Annotated in this window: 15 protein-coding genes; 11 read left to right on the top strand and 4 right to left on the bottom strand. The window is 73.3% G+C overall.

What is annotated here, in order from left to right:
• Window positions 1–289: 289 nt before the first annotated feature.
• Window positions 290–1,087: an SGNH/GDSL hydrolase family protein gene (locus ACIQVZ_RS03850; protein WP_402446953.1), complete on the top strand. Its 798-nt coding sequence runs from the start codon at window positions 290–292 to the stop codon at window positions 1,085–1,087.
• A gap of 179 nt (window positions 1,088–1,266) precedes the next feature.
• Here the strand turns inward: ACIQVZ_RS03850 and ACIQVZ_RS03845 are convergent, their stop codons facing one another.
• Complete coding sequence (locus tag ACIQVZ_RS03845) at window positions 1,267–2,157, bottom strand: nitroreductase/quinone reductase family protein (RefSeq protein ID WP_402446950.1); 891 nt, start codon at window positions 2,155–2,157, stop codon at window positions 1,267–1,269.
• A 328-nt stretch (window positions 2,158–2,485) separates the two neighbouring features.
• Here ACIQVZ_RS03845 and ACIQVZ_RS03840 point away from each other — a divergent pair, with 328 nt between their 5' ends.
• The gene (locus ACIQVZ_RS03840; protein WP_350875257.1) at window positions 2,486–2,860 is read left to right on the top strand and encodes a hypothetical protein; all 375 of its coding nucleotides are present in this window, start codon (window positions 2,486–2,488) and stop codon (window positions 2,858–2,860) included.
• Window positions 2,861–2,941: 81 nt separating this feature from the next.
• Here ACIQVZ_RS03840 and ACIQVZ_RS03835 read toward each other — a convergent pair whose 3' ends face one another.
• Together ACIQVZ_RS03835 and ACIQVZ_RS03830 are read right to left on the bottom strand one after the other, a co-directional pair.
• A complete protein-coding gene (locus tag ACIQVZ_RS03835; RefSeq protein WP_402447364.1) occupies window positions 2,942–4,135 on the bottom strand; it encodes a polysaccharide deacetylase family protein in 1,194 nt (397 codons plus the stop codon).
• Between the two features lie 258 nt (window positions 4,136–4,393).
• A complete protein-coding gene (locus ACIQVZ_RS03830; RefSeq protein ID WP_350875259.1) occupies window positions 4,394–6,259 on the bottom strand; it encodes an AMP-dependent synthetase/ligase in 1,866 nt (621 codons plus the stop codon).
• A 559-nt stretch (window positions 6,260–6,818) separates the two neighbouring features.
• Between ACIQVZ_RS03830 and ACIQVZ_RS03825 the strand changes: the two genes are divergently transcribed.
• From ACIQVZ_RS03825 to ACIQVZ_RS03805, 5 genes are all read left to right on the top strand, one after another.
• On the top strand, window positions 6,819–9,725 hold the full coding sequence (locus ACIQVZ_RS03825; RefSeq protein ID WP_402446947.1) for a nitrate- and nitrite sensing domain-containing protein: 2,907 nt from the start codon (window positions 6,819–6,821) through the stop codon (window positions 9,723–9,725).
• The gene (locus tag ACIQVZ_RS03820) at window positions 9,722–10,141 is read left to right on the top strand and encodes a roadblock/LC7 domain-containing protein (protein WP_063349983.1); all 420 of its coding nucleotides are present in this window, start codon (window positions 9,722–9,724) and stop codon (window positions 10,139–10,141) included. The genes ACIQVZ_RS03825 and ACIQVZ_RS03820 overlap by 4 nt, the downstream gene beginning before the upstream one ends.
• A gap of 134 nt (window positions 10,142–10,275) precedes the next feature.
• The gene (locus tag ACIQVZ_RS03815) at window positions 10,276–10,707 is read left to right on the top strand and encodes a DUF742 domain-containing protein (protein ID WP_350875264.1); all 432 of its coding nucleotides are present in this window, start codon (window positions 10,276–10,278) and stop codon (window positions 10,705–10,707) included.
• A 139-nt stretch (window positions 10,708–10,846) separates the two neighbouring features.
• On the top strand, window positions 10,847–11,395 hold the full coding sequence (locus tag ACIQVZ_RS03810; protein ID WP_350875683.1) for an ATP/GTP-binding protein: 549 nt from the start codon (window positions 10,847–10,849) through the stop codon (window positions 11,393–11,395).
• A gap of 930 nt (window positions 11,396–12,325) precedes the next feature.
• The gene (locus ACIQVZ_RS03805) at window positions 12,326–13,159 is read left to right on the top strand and encodes a winged helix-turn-helix domain-containing protein (protein WP_402446944.1); all 834 of its coding nucleotides are present in this window, start codon (window positions 12,326–12,328) and stop codon (window positions 13,157–13,159) included.
• Window positions 13,160–13,240: 81 nt separating this feature from the next.
• Here the strand turns inward: ACIQVZ_RS03805 and ACIQVZ_RS03800 are convergent, their stop codons facing one another.
• On the bottom strand, window positions 13,241–14,023 hold the full coding sequence (locus ACIQVZ_RS03800) for an IclR family transcriptional regulator (protein WP_402446941.1): 783 nt from the start codon (window positions 14,021–14,023) through the stop codon (window positions 13,241–13,243).
• A 494-nt stretch (window positions 14,024–14,517) separates the two neighbouring features.
• Here ACIQVZ_RS03800 and ACIQVZ_RS03795 point away from each other — a divergent pair, with 494 nt between their 5' ends.
• The 4 genes from ACIQVZ_RS03795 to ACIQVZ_RS03780 all read left to right on the top strand — a co-directional run bounded on the left by ACIQVZ_RS03795 (window position 14,518) and on the right by ACIQVZ_RS03780 (window position 18,332).
• Window positions 14,518–15,540, top strand: coding sequence for an ABC transporter substrate-binding protein (locus ACIQVZ_RS03795; RefSeq protein ID WP_402446939.1), 1,023 nt, complete (start codon window positions 14,518–14,520; stop codon window positions 15,538–15,540).
• A gap of 112 nt (window positions 15,541–15,652) precedes the next feature.
• The gene (locus ACIQVZ_RS03790) at window positions 15,653–16,681 is read left to right on the top strand and encodes an NrtA/SsuA/CpmA family ABC transporter substrate-binding protein (protein ID WP_402446936.1); all 1,029 of its coding nucleotides are present in this window, start codon (window positions 15,653–15,655) and stop codon (window positions 16,679–16,681) included.
• Window positions 16,678–17,544 carry an ABC transporter permease gene (locus ACIQVZ_RS03785; protein WP_402446933.1) on the top strand — a complete coding sequence of 289 codons (867 nt, stop codon included), beginning with the start codon at window positions 16,678–16,680 and terminating at the stop codon, window positions 17,542–17,544. Before ACIQVZ_RS03790 ends, ACIQVZ_RS03785 begins: the two co-directional genes overlap by 4 nt.
• Window positions 17,541–18,332 carry an ABC transporter ATP-binding protein gene (locus ACIQVZ_RS03780; protein WP_402446930.1) on the top strand — a complete coding sequence of 264 codons (792 nt, stop codon included), beginning with the start codon at window positions 17,541–17,543 and terminating at the stop codon, window positions 18,330–18,332. The genes ACIQVZ_RS03785 and ACIQVZ_RS03780 overlap by 4 nt, the downstream gene beginning before the upstream one ends.
• Window positions 18,333–18,369 lie beyond the last annotated feature (37 nt).

Here is an 18,369-nt window from a genome sequence, read left to right as displayed (position 1 = left end):
ACGGGTCGTACGGCGGGGTGGCCCGGCGATGGCCGGGTCGTAACGGTGTCCTGGCCGTGCCCTGACTACCAACTGACCACTCGCTGACTTTTTCACCGACCACTGTCTACGCGCGATGACCGACGCCGGTCGGCGTACACCGGCGCTGACCAGCGCCAACTCACGCCCTGTGGCCGATGGTTCACTTCTGCGTTGTCGGACAGCCCGTCAATGTCCTTGGCATGACCGCTTCCCGGTTCACCTACCGCCTGGTATCACTTCTGTGACCCATACCACACCAGGAGGTGCCATGCTCCGTCCAGCGCGCGCCATGTCCGTTGCCGCGATAGCGGCTCTGCTCACTCTGACCACGTTGTTCACCGCTTCATCCGCGAATGCGGCGAGCGTCAACTACGTCGCCCTCGGGGACTCCTACTCCGCCGGTGTCGGTGCCGGCAGCTACCTGAGCGACAGCGGCAACTGCAAGCGAAGCACCAACGCCTACCCGTACCTGTGGAAGAACGCGCACTCGCCGTCGTCCTTCTCGTTCGTCGCGTGTTCCGGTGCCAGAACCGGAGACGTCCTCAGCAACCAGATCTCCGCGCTGAGCTCCAGCACCACGCTGGTCAGCCTGTCGGTCGGCGGCAACGACGCCGGCTTCGCCGACACCATGAAGACCTGCGTGCTGGAGTCGGACAGCACCTGCCTCAGCGCCGTCAGCGCGGCCCAGAACTACGCCCGCAACACCCTGCCCGCCCAGCTGGACAAGGTGTACTCGACGATCCACACCAAGGCGCCGAACGCCCACGTGGTGGTGCTGGGTTACCCGCACCTCTACAAGATCGGCGGCAGCTGCATCCTCGGCATCAGTGACACCAAGCGCGCCGCGATCAACGGCGCCGCCGACACGCTGGACGAGGTCATCGCCAAGCGGGTCGCCAACGCCGGCTTCAGCTTCGGCGACGTGCGCGGCATCTTCACCGAGCACGAGATCTGCGGCTCGCAGACCACCTGGCTCAACAGTGCCACCCTGCCGGTCGACGAGAGCTACCACCCGAAGGCCGCCGGCCAGTCCGGTGGCTACCTCCCGGTCTTCAGCCAGTCGTAACGGCTTCGCACCGGTAGGCCATCACGTCGGCAGGCCCGTCGTATCAGCAGGCCCGTCGTATCAGCGGGCCCGTTGCATCGGTAGGCCGTCGCTTCAGGACGCCGCCGAACCGGCACGCGGGCCGTCGGCCCCTCTCCCCGAGCGTGGGGAGAGGGGCCGACGGCATTCGCGCGTCCGTCTCAGTCCCGGGTCGGCCCGGGTCGCAGCGGTGGGAACGGGATCCCGGCGAGCGTCGGCAGCAGTTCCGCTTCCTCGTAGTCGAGGTGCGCCTCCAGCTCGGCCGACATTCGGTCCAACTCGGCCCGGAGCCGGTCCGGTTCGGTGACCTCGACCCCGGCGAGCAGGGCCGCCAGCTCCTCCTTGATCCGCCCGATCGCCAGGTGCTGTTCGCCCAGTTGTTCCAGCACCCCGGCCAGTTCCGGGTGGTTGCGCGCGAGCGCGGGGAAGATCGCGGCGTCCTCGCCGGTGTGGTGGTGCGTCAGCCCCTCGCAGAAGGCGAGGCAGTGCTGGCGCAGTTGGAGCCCGAGCCCGGCCGGTCGGCCCGCGACGTGCGAGCGCGCCTCCTGCCGGACGTGGCGCAGTTGCGCACGCAGCCAGGTGTGCGCCTCCAACAGCTTGTCGGCGAGGCTGCGCACCTCGCGCGCGGGTGTCTCGGGCCGTTCCAGGACGACCACCGGCAGTTCCCGGTCGGTGGTCGCCTGGTAGTCGCCGTACCCGGGCGCCTGCCGGACGACGGCCGCGAACAGCCGCTCCCGTCGGGCGCCTTCGGCGGGTACGGCGATCACGTCGAACGCCTCGGAGCCGAGTTCGACCCGGACCACCGGCCGGGCGAGCAGGTTGCGGTACCACTGCGGGTGGTCCGGCGCTCCGGCGGCGGAGGCGACGACCAGGAGCAGCCCTTCGGCGCGGACGTACCCGAGCGGCACGGTGTGCGGGTTGCCCGAGCGGGCCCCGGCCGTGGTGAGCAGCAGCAGGTCGCCGCCCTCGAACGGGCCGCCGACCCGCCCGCCGTTGGCCCGGAACTCCTCGATGACGCCCTGGTTGAACTGGTTGACATGGTTCGTGGACATGGGTGTGGGTGAAGTCTCCTACGGGGGTTGGGAGTCACGGCCACACGCGGTGCATGGGCGCGCACGCGGACACCGCGGTGACCGCCTACGTCAGATCAGGGCAGCGGAGAAAGTACTCATCGCGCATCGTCCCTCGGATAAAGGTGCTCGCTCGGCTGCCGGCCGGCCCACTACTCTGTGGCCGGCGCCACGCTGCACGCCCCCATTAGAGCCACGCCGCGGACGCCCTGTCAACGAGCAGGATCGCCGACGAAAGCTCCCTGACGCGGGACCGTCGACGCGGACTCGCCGGCGCGGGATCGTCGGCGCGAGGGGAGTGAACGCCGTCGTGGAGCGCATCGTCGACCTCGACCACGCCGCCGAGCGGATCGCCGCCCGGGCCGTACGCTGGCGGGCCGCCGGTCTGACGGTCGGCGCGCTCACCTGGCGTGACGCCCTGGCCCATTGGCCGTATCCGCTGGAGACGGACCGCGCCCGCGTCACGGACCCGGACTCCGTCGGCGTCCAGGTCGCGGACCCGCTGTCCGGCGGCGAGCTGCACGTGGTGCTGTTCCGTGGCGGCTGGGCCGACGTCGAGTACCTCGCCGCCGGTTGGGAGGAGCGGGAGGACGCCGAGGTCGGCGTGATCCCGGCCAACGACTTCACCGGCGCCACCGACTTCGACGAGCGCCTGCGCGGCTGGATGGCGCACGTCTTCGGCTGAGCCCGGCCGCCGGTGGACGGGAGCCCCGTGCGTGGGTGCCCCGTCGGCGGGCTCCCTGGTGAGCCCGCCGACGGCGGCGCGTCAGCGCAGGTAGTCGACCAGGCCGGCCGGCTTGAGCCCGGCCGCGTCGGCGGCGGCGAGGGCGCGCTGGAGATCGGTGGCGAGGGTGTCGGTCCAGTGCATCAGGACGACGTCGCCCGGCTGCAACAGGCCCGGGTGCCAGATGTTGGACGCGCCCCAGCTGAAGTCCGCGTCGGCGGTGAGCACGGTGCGGATGCCGCAGTTGGCGGCGGCCTGGAGGGTGTCGGCGTTCCAGGCGAAGTACGGCGGGCGGAAGGCCACCGGCGTGGTGCCGAACTGGCGGGTCATGGCGTCGCGGGCGTCGCAGATCTCGATCTGCTGCTGTTCCAGCGGCAGTTTGCTGAGGTCGGAGTGGGAGACGCTGTGGTCCTGGATGGAGGAGCCGGGCACGGCCGTGACGCGCCGGAAGAAGTCGGGGTCGGTTTCGGCCGGCATCGGTAGCGGGAAGGCGGTGATCGGCAGCCGGTGGTCGGTGATGACCTTCTCCGCCTCGGGGGTGCGCTGCCAGCCGTCGTCGACGGTGAAGAAGACGACCTTGTCGCTGGTCGGCACGGATCCGGCGGCCACGGCCGGGGCGGGCGCGGGGCCGTCCACCCGGACGTCGTCGACCGAGAACGGGCCCTGCTGGTACCAGCCGTGGACGTAGAGCCGGACGCTGTGCGCGTTCGGGCCGGTGGTGAACCGGGTGGTGAGCTGCTGCCAGCCGCCGCCGGTGGTCTCGGTCCAGGCCGGGGCGACGTCCCTGCCGGTACCGGTGGCGCCCAGGTAGACGAAGGCGCCGCGGACCCAGGCCGAGGCGGTGTAGGTGGTGTTGGGCTGGACGGCCACGGTCTGCGCGCACTCGCCGGTGGAATCGGCGGTGGCCGGGGTGACGGTGAGCGCGGAGGCGCCGGAGTGCGCGGCGGTGGTGGTGACGGCGGCCTCGGCCGGGCCGCCGGTGCAGTTCCAGCCGGGGACGGCGCCCCAGTCGGAGAGGTCGGGGGCGGGGAGTTCGAAGCCGGGGTTGGTGGCCAGGTTGACGGTCGGGCCGCTCGGGGTGCTCGGGGCGCCGGCCGGGGCGGGCCCGGGGGTGGCGGAGGCCGCCGGGGCGGCGAAGGCGGTGATCAGCGCGACGGAGGCGGCCAGCGCGGACAGACGGGTGGACAGACGTGCGGACTGGCACGCGGACAGGCGTGCGGGCAGGCGCGTGGACATCGACACGAGAGGACTCCTGCATGTGGGGGACACGCCCGTGGGGAGGGCGTGGCGGAATCGGAACCCTGGAACCGGGGCCTTGGGTCGGGCCCCTGGAACCGGGCTCGCGGAACCTGGGTGCTCCCGGAGGGGCGGGAGCGGATGGTGCGCCGCACTCGGACCGAGGAGAAACAATGGACTGGACCAATCGGCCCGTCAAGGGAACGGCCGGTGAACCGGAGTCCACCGCACCTGCCGCACAGGGGACGAGACGATCCGTCAGGGGACGTACAACTCCGCGATGTCATCGGCGTAGTACTCGGCGATCGCCGCCCGGCGCAGCTTCAGGGAGGGTGTCAGCAGCCCCTGGTCCTGGCTGAACTCGCGGGGCAGCAGCCGGAACGCGCGGATCGACTCGGCCCGCGACACCGCCGTGTTCGCCGCCGCCACCGCGCGCTGGACCTCGGTGTGCAGCTGCTCGTCCGCGAGCACCGCCCACGGGTCCAGCTGCTCCAGCCCGTGCGTCTTCAACCAGTGTGCCAGCGCCGCCGGGTCGAGCGTGATCAGGGCGGCCACGTACGGCCGGTCGTCGCCCACCACCAGGCACTGGGAGACCAGCGGATGCGCGGCCACCCGCTCCTCCAGCGCCGACGGGGCCAGGTTCTTGCCGCTGCTGGTGACGATCAGGTCCTTCTTGCGGCCGGTGATGGTCAGGTAGCCGTCCTCGTCCAGCCGTCCCAGGTCGCCCGTCCCGAACCAGCCGTCGATCAGGGACTCCGCCGTGCACTGCGGGTGGTTGAGGTAGCCGCCGAAGACCGAGCCGCCGCGCACCCACACCTCGCCGTCGTCGGCGAGGGCCACCGACGAGCCCGGCAGCGGGTGCCCGACCGTGCCCCGCTTCTGCCGCCCGATCGGGTTGGCGGTGATCGCGGCGGACGTCTCGGTCAGCCCGTAGCCCTCGTACAGGTGCAGGCCGGCGCCGGTGAAGAAGAGGCCGAGTTCGCGGCGCAGCGTGGAGCCGCCGCACATCACGCTGCGCACCCGGCCGCCGAGGACGGCCCGCAGCCGCTGGTAGACGGTCCGCTCGTAGGCGAGGTGGCGCAGCCGCAGTCCGGGGCTGGGCCCGGGTCCGCGCCCGAACGCCTTCCGCTCCCGGGCGGCGGCCCAGTCGACGGCCACCTGCCGGGCCTGTTCGAAGAGTTCGCCGCGCCCGGCGTCCTCGGCGGCCCGCCGGGCCTGCCGGAAGATCTTCTCGAAGACGTACGGGACGACGTGCAGGAAGGTCGGCCGGAAGGACTCCATCGCGGGTAGCAGGACGTCCGTGGAGACCTCGGGAACATGCCCGATCCGGAAGCCGCCGCGGATCGCCGCGACCTGCACGGCCCGCCCGTAGACGTGCGCCAGCGGCAGGAACAGCAGAGTGGACGGCTGTCCGCCGCCGGTGTCGTGGAAGGCCTCCCGCCAGCCGCCGAGCAGTGCGTCGGCCTCGGCGGCCAGGTTGGCGTGGGTGATCAGGCAGCCCTTGGGGCGGCCGGTGGTGCCCGAGGTGTAGACGACGGTGGCGACGTTCCCGGCCGTGACGCCGAGCCGCTGGCGGTGGACGAGCGAGTCCGGCACGTCACGGCCGTCCTCGGTGATCGCGGCGACGCAGTCGCGGTCCAGCTGCCAGATGCCGGTGAGGTCGGGCAGCGCGTCGCAGACCGCGCCGACCGTCATCGCGGCGTCCTCGTCCTCGACCAGGCAGGCCACCGCCTGGGTCTCGGCGAGGATCCAGCGCACCTGCTCGGCCGCCGCCGTGGGGTAGACCGGGACGGTGATCGCACCGATCGACCAGAGCGCGTAGTCGAACAGCGTCCACTCGTAGCGGGTACGGGACATCAGGGCGACCCGGTCGCCGTAGCGCACGCCCCGGGTGAGCAGGCCCTTGGCGAGGGCGAGCACCTCGTCGCGGAACTCCCGCGCGGTGACGCCCCGCCACTCGTCCCGGTGCTCGGCGGGACCTGTGGAGTCGGCGGGGCCCGGCGGGCCGACCCGGCGGGCCAGCTGCACCAGGTCCGGTGTGCGTTCGGCGGTGTCGTACAGCGAGTCGGCGAGTCCTCCGGTGGCCTCGGGCCCGGCCACGGCGGGGGTGGTGAACTCGCGCACATTCCCCCCGTTGGCGTCTCGCGGCGGCACTGCCCGCGCCGGTACCGGTGTCGGCGCCGGAGGCCGTGGTGGCGGTGCCGGGCCGCGCAGGTGCAGCGAAACTATCGGATCGGCCTGTCACTGCCCAGGGTTGTGACCGTGACGCGACGAGATCGGCACCGGTCCCTGCGGAAGGTGTCGCCGCCGGGGAGGAACCGCGTGCGTTCGGTGATCGGGCAAACGGGGTGGCGGCGGATGAACCGGACGCGAGCCCGCGGTGACCGGGAGTCGATCCTGACGTGTGCGGGGCAAGCCGGGGAAGTGGACCGGTACGACCCTCGAACGAGTGGTCAGGGCGTAGTAGGCTCTCGCAGACCTGCGGCCGGGGCCTCCCGGCCAGGCCCGATCCGATGACGCACCATCCACGCCGACCAGCCCCGAAGCCGATCTCCGAAGCCCGCACCCGAAGTCCTTTCCCAAGTCCTTTCCGAAGCCCTTTCCCAAGCCTTTTCCGGCCGAGCCCCGCGGCTCCTCCGAACCGCTCCCCGTCCGCGCCTGGCACTTCCCGACCGAGGACTCCATGCGTCTGCGCAGCAGCTCGATCCGCGCGAAGATCATCGCGCTGCTCCTGGTGCCCATCGTCGCGCTCACCGCGCTCTGGGTGTACGCGACCTTCGCCACCACCGGAGACGTCTGGGGCCAGCTGGAGATCAGCCGTACGTACAAGGAGTTCGGGACCCCGGTCGACGAGTACGCCGACGATCTGCAGAACGAGCGCCGCGCGGCCGTCCAGCGACTGGCCGTCCCGAACTCGCAGGTCGCCGCGGACGCCTACGAACACGCCAAGGCCGCCACCGACCGCAGCCTCGACGTCCTGCGGCAGAAGAAGGACCACGCGGGCGGCAAGCTCTCCAGCTCCCAGCGCGGCCGCTTCCTACAGATCATCGCCGCCGCCGACCAGATCGGACCGCTGCGCGCGCAGGTCGGCCGCTCCGCGCTCAACTGGGAGTTCGCGCTGGGGCAGTACAGCGACCTGGTCAAGCCGGTGTTCGGCTTCCGGTCCGCCTACGTCGCCCGGCAGACCGGCCAACTCCCGCGCCAGGGGACCATCCTGATCGAGCTGGTGCGCGCCCGCGAGTACCTCGCGCAGGAGGACGCGGCGATGGAGGGCCTGCGCGGCGGCGCCGCCAAGCCCACCGCCGAGCAGTACCAGGTGGCCCTGGACGCCCTGCACAACCAGCAGGCCCTGTTCACCGTCTACATCGCCGAACTCGAACCCGCCGACCAGTCCGACTACATCGCCCTGCGCGGTGGCGAGGCCTGGGCCGCGCTGGCCCGCGCCGAAGCGGACTTCGTTGGCGCGGGCGGCCCCGAGCGGGTCGCCCAGGCGATCAACGGCGACTCCTGGCGGGAGACCGCCGACCGGGCGCTCGGCGACCTCACCTCGATCAACGCCCGGATCGCCAACGGGATCGGCGAGCGTGAGCGGTCCGCCGCGATCGGGCTGCTCTGGCGCGGCGGCATCGCCGGTGCGATCGGCCTGGTCGCGGTCGTTCTGTCGGTGCTGATCTCCTTCCGGATCGGGCGCGGCCTCGCCCGCGAACTGATCGGACTGCGCAACGCGGCCAACGAACTGGCCGGCACCCGGCTGCCCTCCGTCATGCTGCGGCTGCGCCGGGGCGAGGCGGTGGACGTCGCGGCCGAGGCACCCGAACTGCGCTTCGGGGCGGCCGAGATAGGCCAGGTCGGCCAGGCCTTCAATGCCGTCCAGCGGGCCGCGGTCGAGGCCGCCGTCGAACAGGCCGAACTGCGGCGCGGCGTCTCGGCGGTGTTCGTCAACCTGGCCCGGCGCAGCCAGGTGCTGTTGCACCGCCAGCTCACCCTGCTCGACACCATGGAGCGCCGCACCGAGAACCCGACCGAGCTGGCCGACCTCTTCAAGGTCGACCACCTCACCACGCGCATGCGGCGGCACGCCGAGGGCCTGATCATCCTCGCCGGCGGCTCGCCCGGGCGTGCCTGGCGCAAGCCGGTCCGGATGGTGGACGTGGTCCGCGCGGCGGTCGGCGAGGTCGAGGACTACGCCCGGGTGATCGTCCGGCCGTTCCCCGGCACCGGCCTGCTCGGCAGCGCCGTCGCGGACGTCACCCACCTGATCGCCGAACTCGTCGAGAACGCCGCGGTGTTCTCCCCGCCGACCACCCAAGTCACCGTCCAGGGTGAGGTGGTGGCGCACGGATTCGCGCTGGAGATCGACGACCGCGGGCTCGGGCTGAGCGATCAACTCCTCGCCGACATCAACGAACGCCTCGCCGTGGAGCAGGAGTTCGACCTCGCCGACACCGACCGGCTGGGCCTGTTCGTGGTCAGCCGGCTGGCCCGGCGGCACGGCATCCGGGTCCACCTGCGCCCGTCCCCGTACGGCGGGACGACGGCGGTCGTGCTGATCCCGCGCGAACTGCTCGCCGAGGCGCCGGACGGCCTGCCCGAGCCGCCGCCCACCGGACAGCGCTCCGCCCCGGTCCGGCGCGGACAGCGCGACCTGGTCGCCGTGCCCGCGCTCGGCGGTGGCGGTGGCGGTGGTGGTCGCAGTACGGCGGAGGGCGTGGCTCGGGCCGCTGCCGGTTCCGGCGTCGGTGCCGGGTTCGGGTCCGGTGCCGGGTCTGGGGCCGGTTCCGTTGCGGGGGAGGACGAGCGGCACCGGGGCAGCGGCGGTCCGCGGCCGTCCACGTCCGAGCCGGCCCGGACGCCGGGCGGGCTGCCGCGACGGGCCTCGCGGACCAGGGGCGGGCCGGTGCTGGTGCCCGCGCCGCCCAGGGACACCGAGGACGCTGCGGGGACGGGGCGCCACCGTCGGGACGAGCCGACCACGGCCGCTCCCGTCGTCGACGGGCCCGCGGACCCGCCGTCGGTCGCAGGCCCGCGGACCGAGGGCGGGCTGCCCCGGCGGGTCCGGCAGGCGAACCTCGCGCCGCAGCTCAAGGAGCAGCTGAAGGAGCGCCTCCGGGGCCGGACCGACCACGGGTCCGAGGACGAGGCCGCCCTCGCCGCCCGCCGGGCCCGGGAGGCCCAGGAGGCCGAGCGGGCGCGCGAGCGCTCACCCGAGGAGGCGCGGGCCACCTTCGCCTCGTTCCAGCGCGGCTTCACCCGGGGGCGCGGCGCCACGTCCGGGTCGGCCCCGGCGAGTGCCCGGCCCGCCGCCGTACCCGTCTGGCAGCCGCCGGACCCCACCCGGCGGGCGATCAGTCCGGCACCCGCCCCGGCGGCGCTGCCCGCGCCGTCGGATGCTGCCCGGGCGCCGCTCGCCCGTCGGGTGCCGCCCGGCCCGCCCGTCCGGCGGAACCCGGCGCCCGCACCCATGGCACGACCCGTACCACCTGTATCAAGGGCAACACCTGGTCCACGGGCAATACCCGCTCCATCGGCAGCACCTGCACCGACAGCACCACCTGCACCACCCGCTCCATCGGAAGGAACTGATTCATGACCACTTCGACGCAGCCGTCCGGGGACCTCAACTGGCTCCTGGACGACCTGGTGGGGCGCGTCGCGGCCCTGCGGCACGCCGTGATCCTCTCCAGCGACGGCCTGGCCACCGGCGCCTCCCGCGACCTCGACCGCGAGGACGCCGAGCACCTGGCGGCCGTCGCGGCCGGGTTCCACAGCCTGGCCAAGGGCGCCGGCGGGCACTTCAAGGTCGGCGGGGTCCGCCAGACGATGGTGGAACTGGACGAGGCGTTCCTGTTCATCACGGCGGCCGGGGACGGCAGCTGCCTGGCCGTGCTGAGCGAGGCCGAGGCCGACATCGGCCAGATCGCCTACGAGATGGCGCTGCTGGTCAAGCGGGTCGGCGAGCACCTGGCCGCCGAGCCGCGCACCGAAGCCGCGCCGCCGGGGAGATGAGCGGTCCGATGGCGGATCCGAGGGCTGAGGCGGCGGGGCCGCCCGAGCCAAACGGCTCGGCCGCGTCGGCCGCGTCGGCAGGGACGGCCGCGTCGGCAGGGACGACTGGGACGGCAGGGGAGGTGGCGGAGCAGATGGGCCAGGACGGGGCCGAGTCCGACCTGCTCCACCCGCCCGCCCCCGCCGACGACCGCTGGTTCGACGACGAGGCCGGCCCGGTCGTGCGGCTCTACTCGATGACCCGCGGCCGTACCCGGCCGGTCGAGGACGGTCTCTTCGACCTGATCTCGCTGATCACCGCCGCCGAGCCCGGGCCGAACGCGGGGGCCGTGCCCGCGCATGTCCTCGACCCGGAGCACCAGACCCTCCTGGCCTGGTGCCGCCGCGAGCCGCTGTCCGTCGCCGAACTCGGCTCCTACACCGACCTGCCGGTCAGCGTCGTCCGGGTGCTGCTCGGCGACCTCTACGACGCCGAGCTGATCAGCGTCACCCGACCCGTTCCGCTCGCCGAGCTGCCGGACGAGCGCCTGCTGCGAGACGTGATCAATGGACTCCGTGCGCTCTGACCACGACGGCCGCGCCGCTGTCGGCGATACCTCTGGTGGCGCCGATCCCGGCGCCCCGGGCGGCCACGGCACCCCCGTCGGCCACGGCTCCGGCGGTCGCGCCAACGACCCGCGGTGGCGCGGCGGCCCGGCCGTCGCGGTGAAGATCCTCGTCGCGGGCGGCTTCGGCGCGGGCAAGACCACGCTGGTCGGCTCGGTGAGCGAGATCCGGCCGCTGCGCACCGAGGAGGAGCTCAGCGAGCTGGGCCGCCCGGTGGACGACACCTCGGGCGTGGAGGCGAAGCGCACCACCACCGTGGCGATGGACTTCGGCCGGATCGACCTGCGGCCCGGACTCGCGCTGTACCTGTTCGGCACGCCCGGGCAGGACCGGTTCTGGTTCGTCTGGGACGAGTTGGCGCGCGGCGCGCTCGGCGCACTGGTGCTCGCGGACACCCGGCGGCTGGCCGACTGCTTCCCCTCGGTCGACTTCTTCGAGCAGCGCGGCATCCCGTTCGTGGTCGCGGTGAACTGCTTCGACGGCACCGAGCGGTTCTCCCCGGACGAGGTCCGCGACGCGCTCGACCTCGACCCGGACATTCCCGTGCTGCTGTGTGACGCACGCCTGCGGGAGGACGGGAAGGAACTCCTGGTCGCGCTCGTCGAACACGCCGCCGCCCGTCGCCACCGCGCCCCGGCCCGGACCTGACGCCGCCGCACCCTGGACCCGGTGCTGCCGCGACCCGGTCCGACGACACCGCGCCCGGGCCTGACGACGCCGCGTTCCCGGTCTGACGACACCGCCCCATCGGTCCGGCACTGCACCCGCACAGAGGCTTCACAGAGCCTCCGAGCCGCCCGACGTCTCATTCGGTTGTCCGCATCCCGGACGTTCGGTGTGCCGAAGGTTGCCTAGACCGGCCCGGCGTGGAAGGCTCTGGGCACGAAAGCCGCCCGGCCATGCCGTCGGGAGGGCCGGAAACGTTCCGTTCACGAAGGCGCGCATCGACGACGACGCGCCGTCGTGCAGAGCAAGGGGGAGGGCAGCAGGATGACCGTCGGCCAGCGACGCGCCACGACCGATCCCGCCCCCGTCACGCCGGTGCTCACCGTCCGCCGCTACATCGACCAGGCGCTGATCTGCAGCGCCTGTTGTCGGTGACCGGCCGGCCCCTTCCCGGTACGTCCCCGACGCTCCCGGCCCACCAGGCCGCCGTCTGACGCACCGCCAATCCCGTCGACCAGGCCGTAGCGGACCCGCCCCATCCGGCGTGCCCGCGACCGCCGATCCGGCCCCGCCTCGCGGAGAGACCACCAGTGAACATCGCCTGCACCAGCCCCGCCCCCGGCATCGCCGGCCGTCCCCGCTCGACCGGGGCGGCCTCCGCGATGTGCGACGGCGGACCGGCCGGGCGGTGGAACGGGCGCGCGAACCGCGCCGGGGACAGCCGGCAGGGTCACCTCGACCTTGAGCCGTTCTGGCCGTCCCGGCAGCCGCACCTGTTCGATCAGACGTGTCCGGGCTCGCCCAGCGCGTCCCGGCCCTCCGCAGGCTGATTCCGGATCAGCCCGGCAGTACGCCCGGTCGACGCGCAGACGACTCCACCCCGTCCGTCACGCGCGAAATGAGCGGCACACCATGTCTTCTTCATCCACGGCCACCCTGCCCCTGCCTTCCGCGACCCCGCACCTGCGCGCGGTCCGCTCCGTCCCCGGCGTCGTCCCGGCCGGGTCCGGCGTCCCCGGCGCGCCGGGCTCCTCCGCCTCCCCGCTCTCGCACGGCTCGCCGGCCGCCGAGCGATGGCCCGGGGGAGCGGTCCGGTCCTCCCATGCGGCTCCGTCCCGTTCAGCGGGCGCGGGCGTCGTACCCCAGCCGGGCGCGGTCCTCCCGGCCGCACCGGCTGCCCTGCTCGCCGCGCTGCCCGAGGGCGCGACCGTCGTCGCCGCCCTGCCGCAGGGCGCGCTGCCGCAGGGTCTGCTCGCCCAGTACGGCCCGCAGTTCGGCGCCGGTACCGGGAACCCGATGGTCGGGTACCTGGTGCTCGTACCGGCCGACAGCCCGGTGGCGGCGGTGCCCGCCGGCACGTCCCTCGGCGGGCCCTCGGGTGCGCAGCACGCCGGTGCGCACGCCGGTGCGCCCGTGAGTGTGCCCGCGCAGACCGGTGTCCGTCCGGTCCGACCGGCCGGGCGCGGCATCGCCGTCGACGCCGAGCGGCGCAACGCCTACGTGGACGGGCGCCTGCTCGACCTCACCTACCTGGAGTTCGAGCTGCTCGCCCACCTCACCGAGCACCCGCAGCGGGTGCACACCCGGGACCACCTGGTCTCGGCGGTCTGGGGGTACGGCCACGTCGGCGACGGCCGCACGGTCGACGTGCACGTCGCCCGGCTGCGCCGCAAGCTCGGACCGGGCTACCGCGACACGATCGTGACGGTCCGTCGGGTCGGCTACAAGTACACCCCGGCCAGCTGATCGGCCACTGAACGTCCTGCCGTGGCGGGTTGCCCGTGCTCTCGTGGAACGGGCCACCCGCTGCGGCATCATGACGTGACGTCAGGCGCGCTGATCGGGCGGCAGCAGCAGGACGGCGAGCGCGTCGGCGCAGGTGCGGGTGTGGCCCAGGAACCAGTCCAGGCGGTCGTCGGTCAGGTGCGCCGGGGTCGAGCGGACGGCCAGCGCGAACCGGGCCTGCCCGGTGCCGTCCAGGACGGGCACGGCCACCGTCCGCACCCCGGCGGCCGACTCTCCGTCGTTGAGCGCGTACCCGGAGCTCCGGACCTTCGCCAACTCCTCGTCCAGCAGCGCCGGTTCGGTGATCGTCCGGTCGGTGAACGACGGCAGCGGGCCGAGCGCCGACACCGCCGGCTCGCCCGGGCGCGGCCAGGCCAGCAGCACCTTGCCGAGCGCCGTGGAGTGCAGCGGCCGGCGCAGCCCGAGGCCGGTGTCCGGGCGGACGGAGGCCCCCACCAGGATGACCGCGTGCGGACCGCTGCGGATCGCGAGGTCCGCGGTCGCACCGGTGCGTCGGGACAGCAGGTCCAACTCGGGTGCGGCCAGGTGCAGTCCGCGCTGGTGGAAGGTGAGTTGGCCGAGTTCGGCGACCGCCGGGCCGAGCCGGTAGCGCGCGGTCTGCTCGTCCTGTTCCAGGAAGCCGGCGCTGACCAGCGTTCGGGCCAGCCGGTGCGCGGTGGAGACCGAGAGGTCCATCCGGCGGGCCAGGTCGGAGGCGCTCAGGTCGGGGCCGTTGTCGTGGAAGCAGTGCAGCAGCCCCAGCGCACGCTGGACGGCCTGCGCACCGGCCGGCGGGCCCTGGACGGCGGTGGCGGCCTCGGCCATGGCACCTCGCGTTTCGGTTCGGGAATCCGGCTGGATCACCGGGAGGAGTCTCAGCGTAGGGCAGCGAGTGCTGCGGGATTGTGTCGACGACGTTGCAATGGAATGGCGTTGATGAACAAGTGATCCCACCATGTGGCAAAACCTTGCTTCCGGCTCGATCGTCGTGGAACGCTCCTCACATCGCGCCGGACGCCCGCCGCCCGGCGTACCACCCGCAACCCCGACCCGCAGGAAGGAGCGACGCCGTGACGATCCACCGGTGCCCCGCCTCCTGCGCGTGTTGTCGCTGACGCTTCCCTCGCGCCGTACCGTCCGGCGTTCCCCGCCTCGCGCGAATCACGGCCTCGCCCGACATGTCGGTCTCACCGGAAACGCCGACTCACCATCTCGTACAACTCCCCGACGCCTCGGGCCCCGTGGCCCGCGCGGCGGGCCCAGAACCGCAGCCTTCCGGCGCCCGTAGAACCCGCCCCCTCAGCAGAGGACCACACCCCGTGCCCAGTCCTTCCCCCAGTGCCCCCGACACCCTCTGGTTCACCCGCTGCCCGGTGCCCACCGCGACCGGGATCGCCGCCGACCAGGGGTGGCTCGCCCGGGAGTTCGCCGCCGACGGGATCGCCGTCCGCTCGCTCCAGGACGCCCCGCCGGAGGTGGCCGCTGACCACCACTACACCCACGCGCTCACGGGACTCTTCCGCGAGGGCGGCAACGTCCCGGCGTTGTGGGCCCGTTCGCGCGGCGAGCGGACCCGGCTGATCGGCCTCACCTGGATCGAGGAGCGCCAGGTGGTCCTGGTCCGGGCCGGCAGCGGCATCACCGGCCCCGGCGACCTGCGCGGGGTGCGGCTGGCGGTCCCACATCATGGCATCGGCATCGACTTCTGGCGGGCGATGGCCCTGGCCGGCTTTCGTGGCGCCCTCGGCCTCGCCGGGCTCACGCTGGACGACGCCGAACTGGTCGACGTCCCGGGCCTGCCCGGCGGCGGGCAGTGGGCCGGCGAGCTGGCCGCGCTGCGGGACGGTGTGGTGGACGCCGTGTACGTGAAGGGGGCGCTCGCCGTCGAGGCGGCCCGCCGGGTCGGGGCGGAGGTGGCCGTGGAACTGGACGCGGTGCCGGACCGCCGGGCCCGGGTCAACAACGGGACGCCCCGGCCGGTCACCGTCCACCAGCAACTGCTGGACGAGCAACCGGAGCTGGTCGCCCGCTTCCTCGCCGTTCTGCTGGAGGCCGCAGACTGGGCCGCCGCGCACCCGGCGGAGGTGGTGCGGATCCTGCGGGCCGAGACCGGCGCGGGCGCCGAGGGCGTGGCCGGGGCGTACGCGCCGGGCAGCCACCGCACCCTGCACCTGGACCTCTCGGCGGAGCGCCTGGAGCTGCTGGCGCAGCAGGAACGTTTCCTCGGGAACCGGGGATTCCTCGCCTCCCCGGTCGACATCCCCGGTTGGGCAGACCCGGAACCCCTGCGCGCCGCCCACGAGCTGCTGCGCCAACGGCGCCGCGCCGTGGTGGGCGACTGAGCGCCGTCGGCCGCCGGCTGACAGATCACAACTAACATATTTCAGCAGACAGATTTCAGATAACAGATTTCGAAAGTTGTCACTTGTCAGCTGTCCTTCGTTTGGAGACCCCGTGAAGACCCCCCGCCTCGCCCTCGCCGCCACCGCGCTGCTCGCCTCCACCGCACTGGCCGCCTGCGGCTCGTCCGCCGACGGGGCCAAGGCCTCCGCCGACGGCGGGGCCGGCGGCAAGGCCGACGTGGTGCTCCGCCTGCCCGACCCCGGAAACAACGGGTTCCTCGCCCGCGGCAAGAAGGACGGCTCGCTGGACAAGGCCCTGGCCGCCGTCCACGCCAAGGTCGCCTGGACCGGCAGCGCGGGCCCGTTCGCCCCGGCCGCACAGGCCCTGTCCGCCGACCAACTGGACGTCGCCCAGGGCTCGATCACCTCGGCCGTCGCCGCGCTCGCCCAGAAGCCCGGATTCAAGCTGTTCGCCCAGACCGCGCCCGACGGCGTCGGCGAGGGGATCCTGGTGAAGAACGACTCGCCCATCAAGTCCGTCCAGGACCTGGTCGGCCGCAAGGTCGCCGTCTCCCAGGGCGGCACCAGCGAGTACCTGCTGCTCAAGGCGCTGGAGAAGAACGGCGTCCCGGCCGACAAGGTCGAACGGGTCTACCTGCGCGCCGACCAGACGGCCGGCGTCTTCAACTCCGGCCAGGTGGACGCCTGGGCGACCTGGAACACCTTCTCCACACCCACCATCGCCAACGCCGGGGCGCACTTCCTGGCCAACGGCGAGCAGGTCGGCTCCGACAACTACGCCGTCTGGGCCGTCCGCAACGGCTTCGCCGACAAGCACCCCGAGGTGGTCAAGACCTTCTACACCTACCTGCGCGAGAACGGCCTCAAGGAGAAGGCGGACCCGGCCGCCTACCTCAACGTCTTCACCGACTCCGGCCCGACCGCCGTCACCCCCGCCGAGAAGGACATCGCGGTGAACGTCAGCGGGCAGGGCGCCGCCGCGGAGGCCATCTCCGACGCCGACACCGCCCGCTTCGGCACCGTCGCCCGCTTCTTCGCCGACCAGAAGGTCACCAAGCAACTCGTGGACGTCAAGCCGTACCTGATCGACATCAACAAGCTCGGGGACGGTGCCAAGTGACCACCGCCGCCCCCGAACGCACCACCGACGAGACCCGAGCCGCCCTCGACGCCGGACTCGTCACCCCGCACACCAGGCGGCAGCGTCCCCGCCCGCGCGCCCTCGCCGTGATCCTGCGCACCCTGGGCCCGCTCGCCCTGCTCGGTGGCTGGGCGCTCGCCTCCGCCACCGGCGCGCTCACCCAGGACGTCCTCGCCTCACCCGCCCAGGTCGCCGAAGCCGTCGGCGAGTTGTGGGGCAACGGCCAGCTCACCGATGCGCTCGGGGTCTCTCTCACCCGGGCCGGCCTCGGCCTGCTGTTCGGCGCAACCACCGGTCTGGTGCTCGGCGTGGTCACCGGATTCACCCGGCTCGGCGAGGAACTGCTCGACTCCGCGATCCAGGTGCTGCGCACCGTCCCGTTCCTGGCGCTGGTCCCGCTGTTCATGGTCTGGTTCGGCATCACCGAGACCGCGAAGGTCGCCCTGATCGGCGTCGCCACCAGCTTCCCGATGTACGTGTCCGCCTCCGGCGGCGTCCGCAACACCGACCGCAAGCTGGTCGAGGCGATGCGCAGCTTCGGGCTCGGCCGCTGGGCCATCGTGCGCACCGTCGTCCTGCCCGGCGCGCTGCCCGCCCTGCTGTCGGGTCTGCGACTGTCGATGACGCTCAGCGTGATCGCCCTGATCGCCGCCGAGGAGATCAACTCCACCGAGGGGATCGGATACTTGATGGCCCAGGCGCAGAACTACTCGCGCACCGACATCCTCGCCGTCTGCATCCTGATCTACGGGTTGCTCGGCCTCACCGCCGACGCGGTCGTCCGGGGCCTGGAGCGTCTCCTGATGCCGTGGCGCCAGGCCGTCCAGGGAGCAGCCCGATGAGCACCGCCGCCTCCGCCACCTCCGCGCCCGCCTCCGCCACCTCCGCGCCCGCCTCCGCCACCTCCGCGCCCGCCACCTCCGCGCCCGCGACGGCCGCTCCGGCCGTCCACCTGCGGGGCCTGCGACGGGTGTTCGGCACCCGGGCCGTCCTCGACGGCATCGATCTGTCCATCGCCCGGGGCGAGTTCGTCGCGCTGCTGGGCGCCAGCGGCACCGGCAAGACCACCCTGCTGCGCATCCTCGGCGCGCTCGACCGGGCCGACGAGGGCACCGTGCTCGTCCCGCCGGTGCGTACGGTGGTCTTCCAGGAGCCCCGACTCGTGCCGTCCAAGCGGGTGTTGGCCAACGTCACGGTCGGCCTGCGGCGCGGCACCGCCACCCGGGAGACCGGACTCAAGGCGCTCGCCGAGGTCGGCCTGGACAAGCACGCCGACGCCTGGCCGGCCACCCTCTCGGGCGGCGAGGCGCAGCGTGTCGCCCTCGCCCGGGCCCTCGTCCGCGAACCCCAACTACTGCTGCTCGACGAGCCGTTCGCCGCACTGGACGCGCTCACCCGACTGCGCATGCAGGACCTGGTCGGCGACCTCGTCCGCCGCCACCGGCCCGCCGTGCTGCTGGTCACCCACGACGTGGAGGAGGCCGTCCGGCTCGCCGACCGCGTCGCCGTCCTGCGCGACGGCCTGCTCGTGCGCGACGAACCGGTCGCCGTCGACCACCCCCGCGACCCCGCCGACCCGGCCTTCGCCGACCTGCGCCGCCGGCTGCTGGCCGACCTCGGCGTCCACTGACCCGCAAGCGGCCCCACCGAACCGTCCTCAAGAACGC

The organism is Kitasatospora sp. NPDC098663 (assembly GCF_044760075.1).
Taxonomy (GTDB): Bacteria; Actinomycetota; Actinomycetes; order Streptomycetales; family Streptomycetaceae; genus Kitasatospora.
The sequence above is the reverse complement of the archived record's forward strand: the minus strand, read 5'-3'. Positions and strand labels throughout refer to the sequence as shown.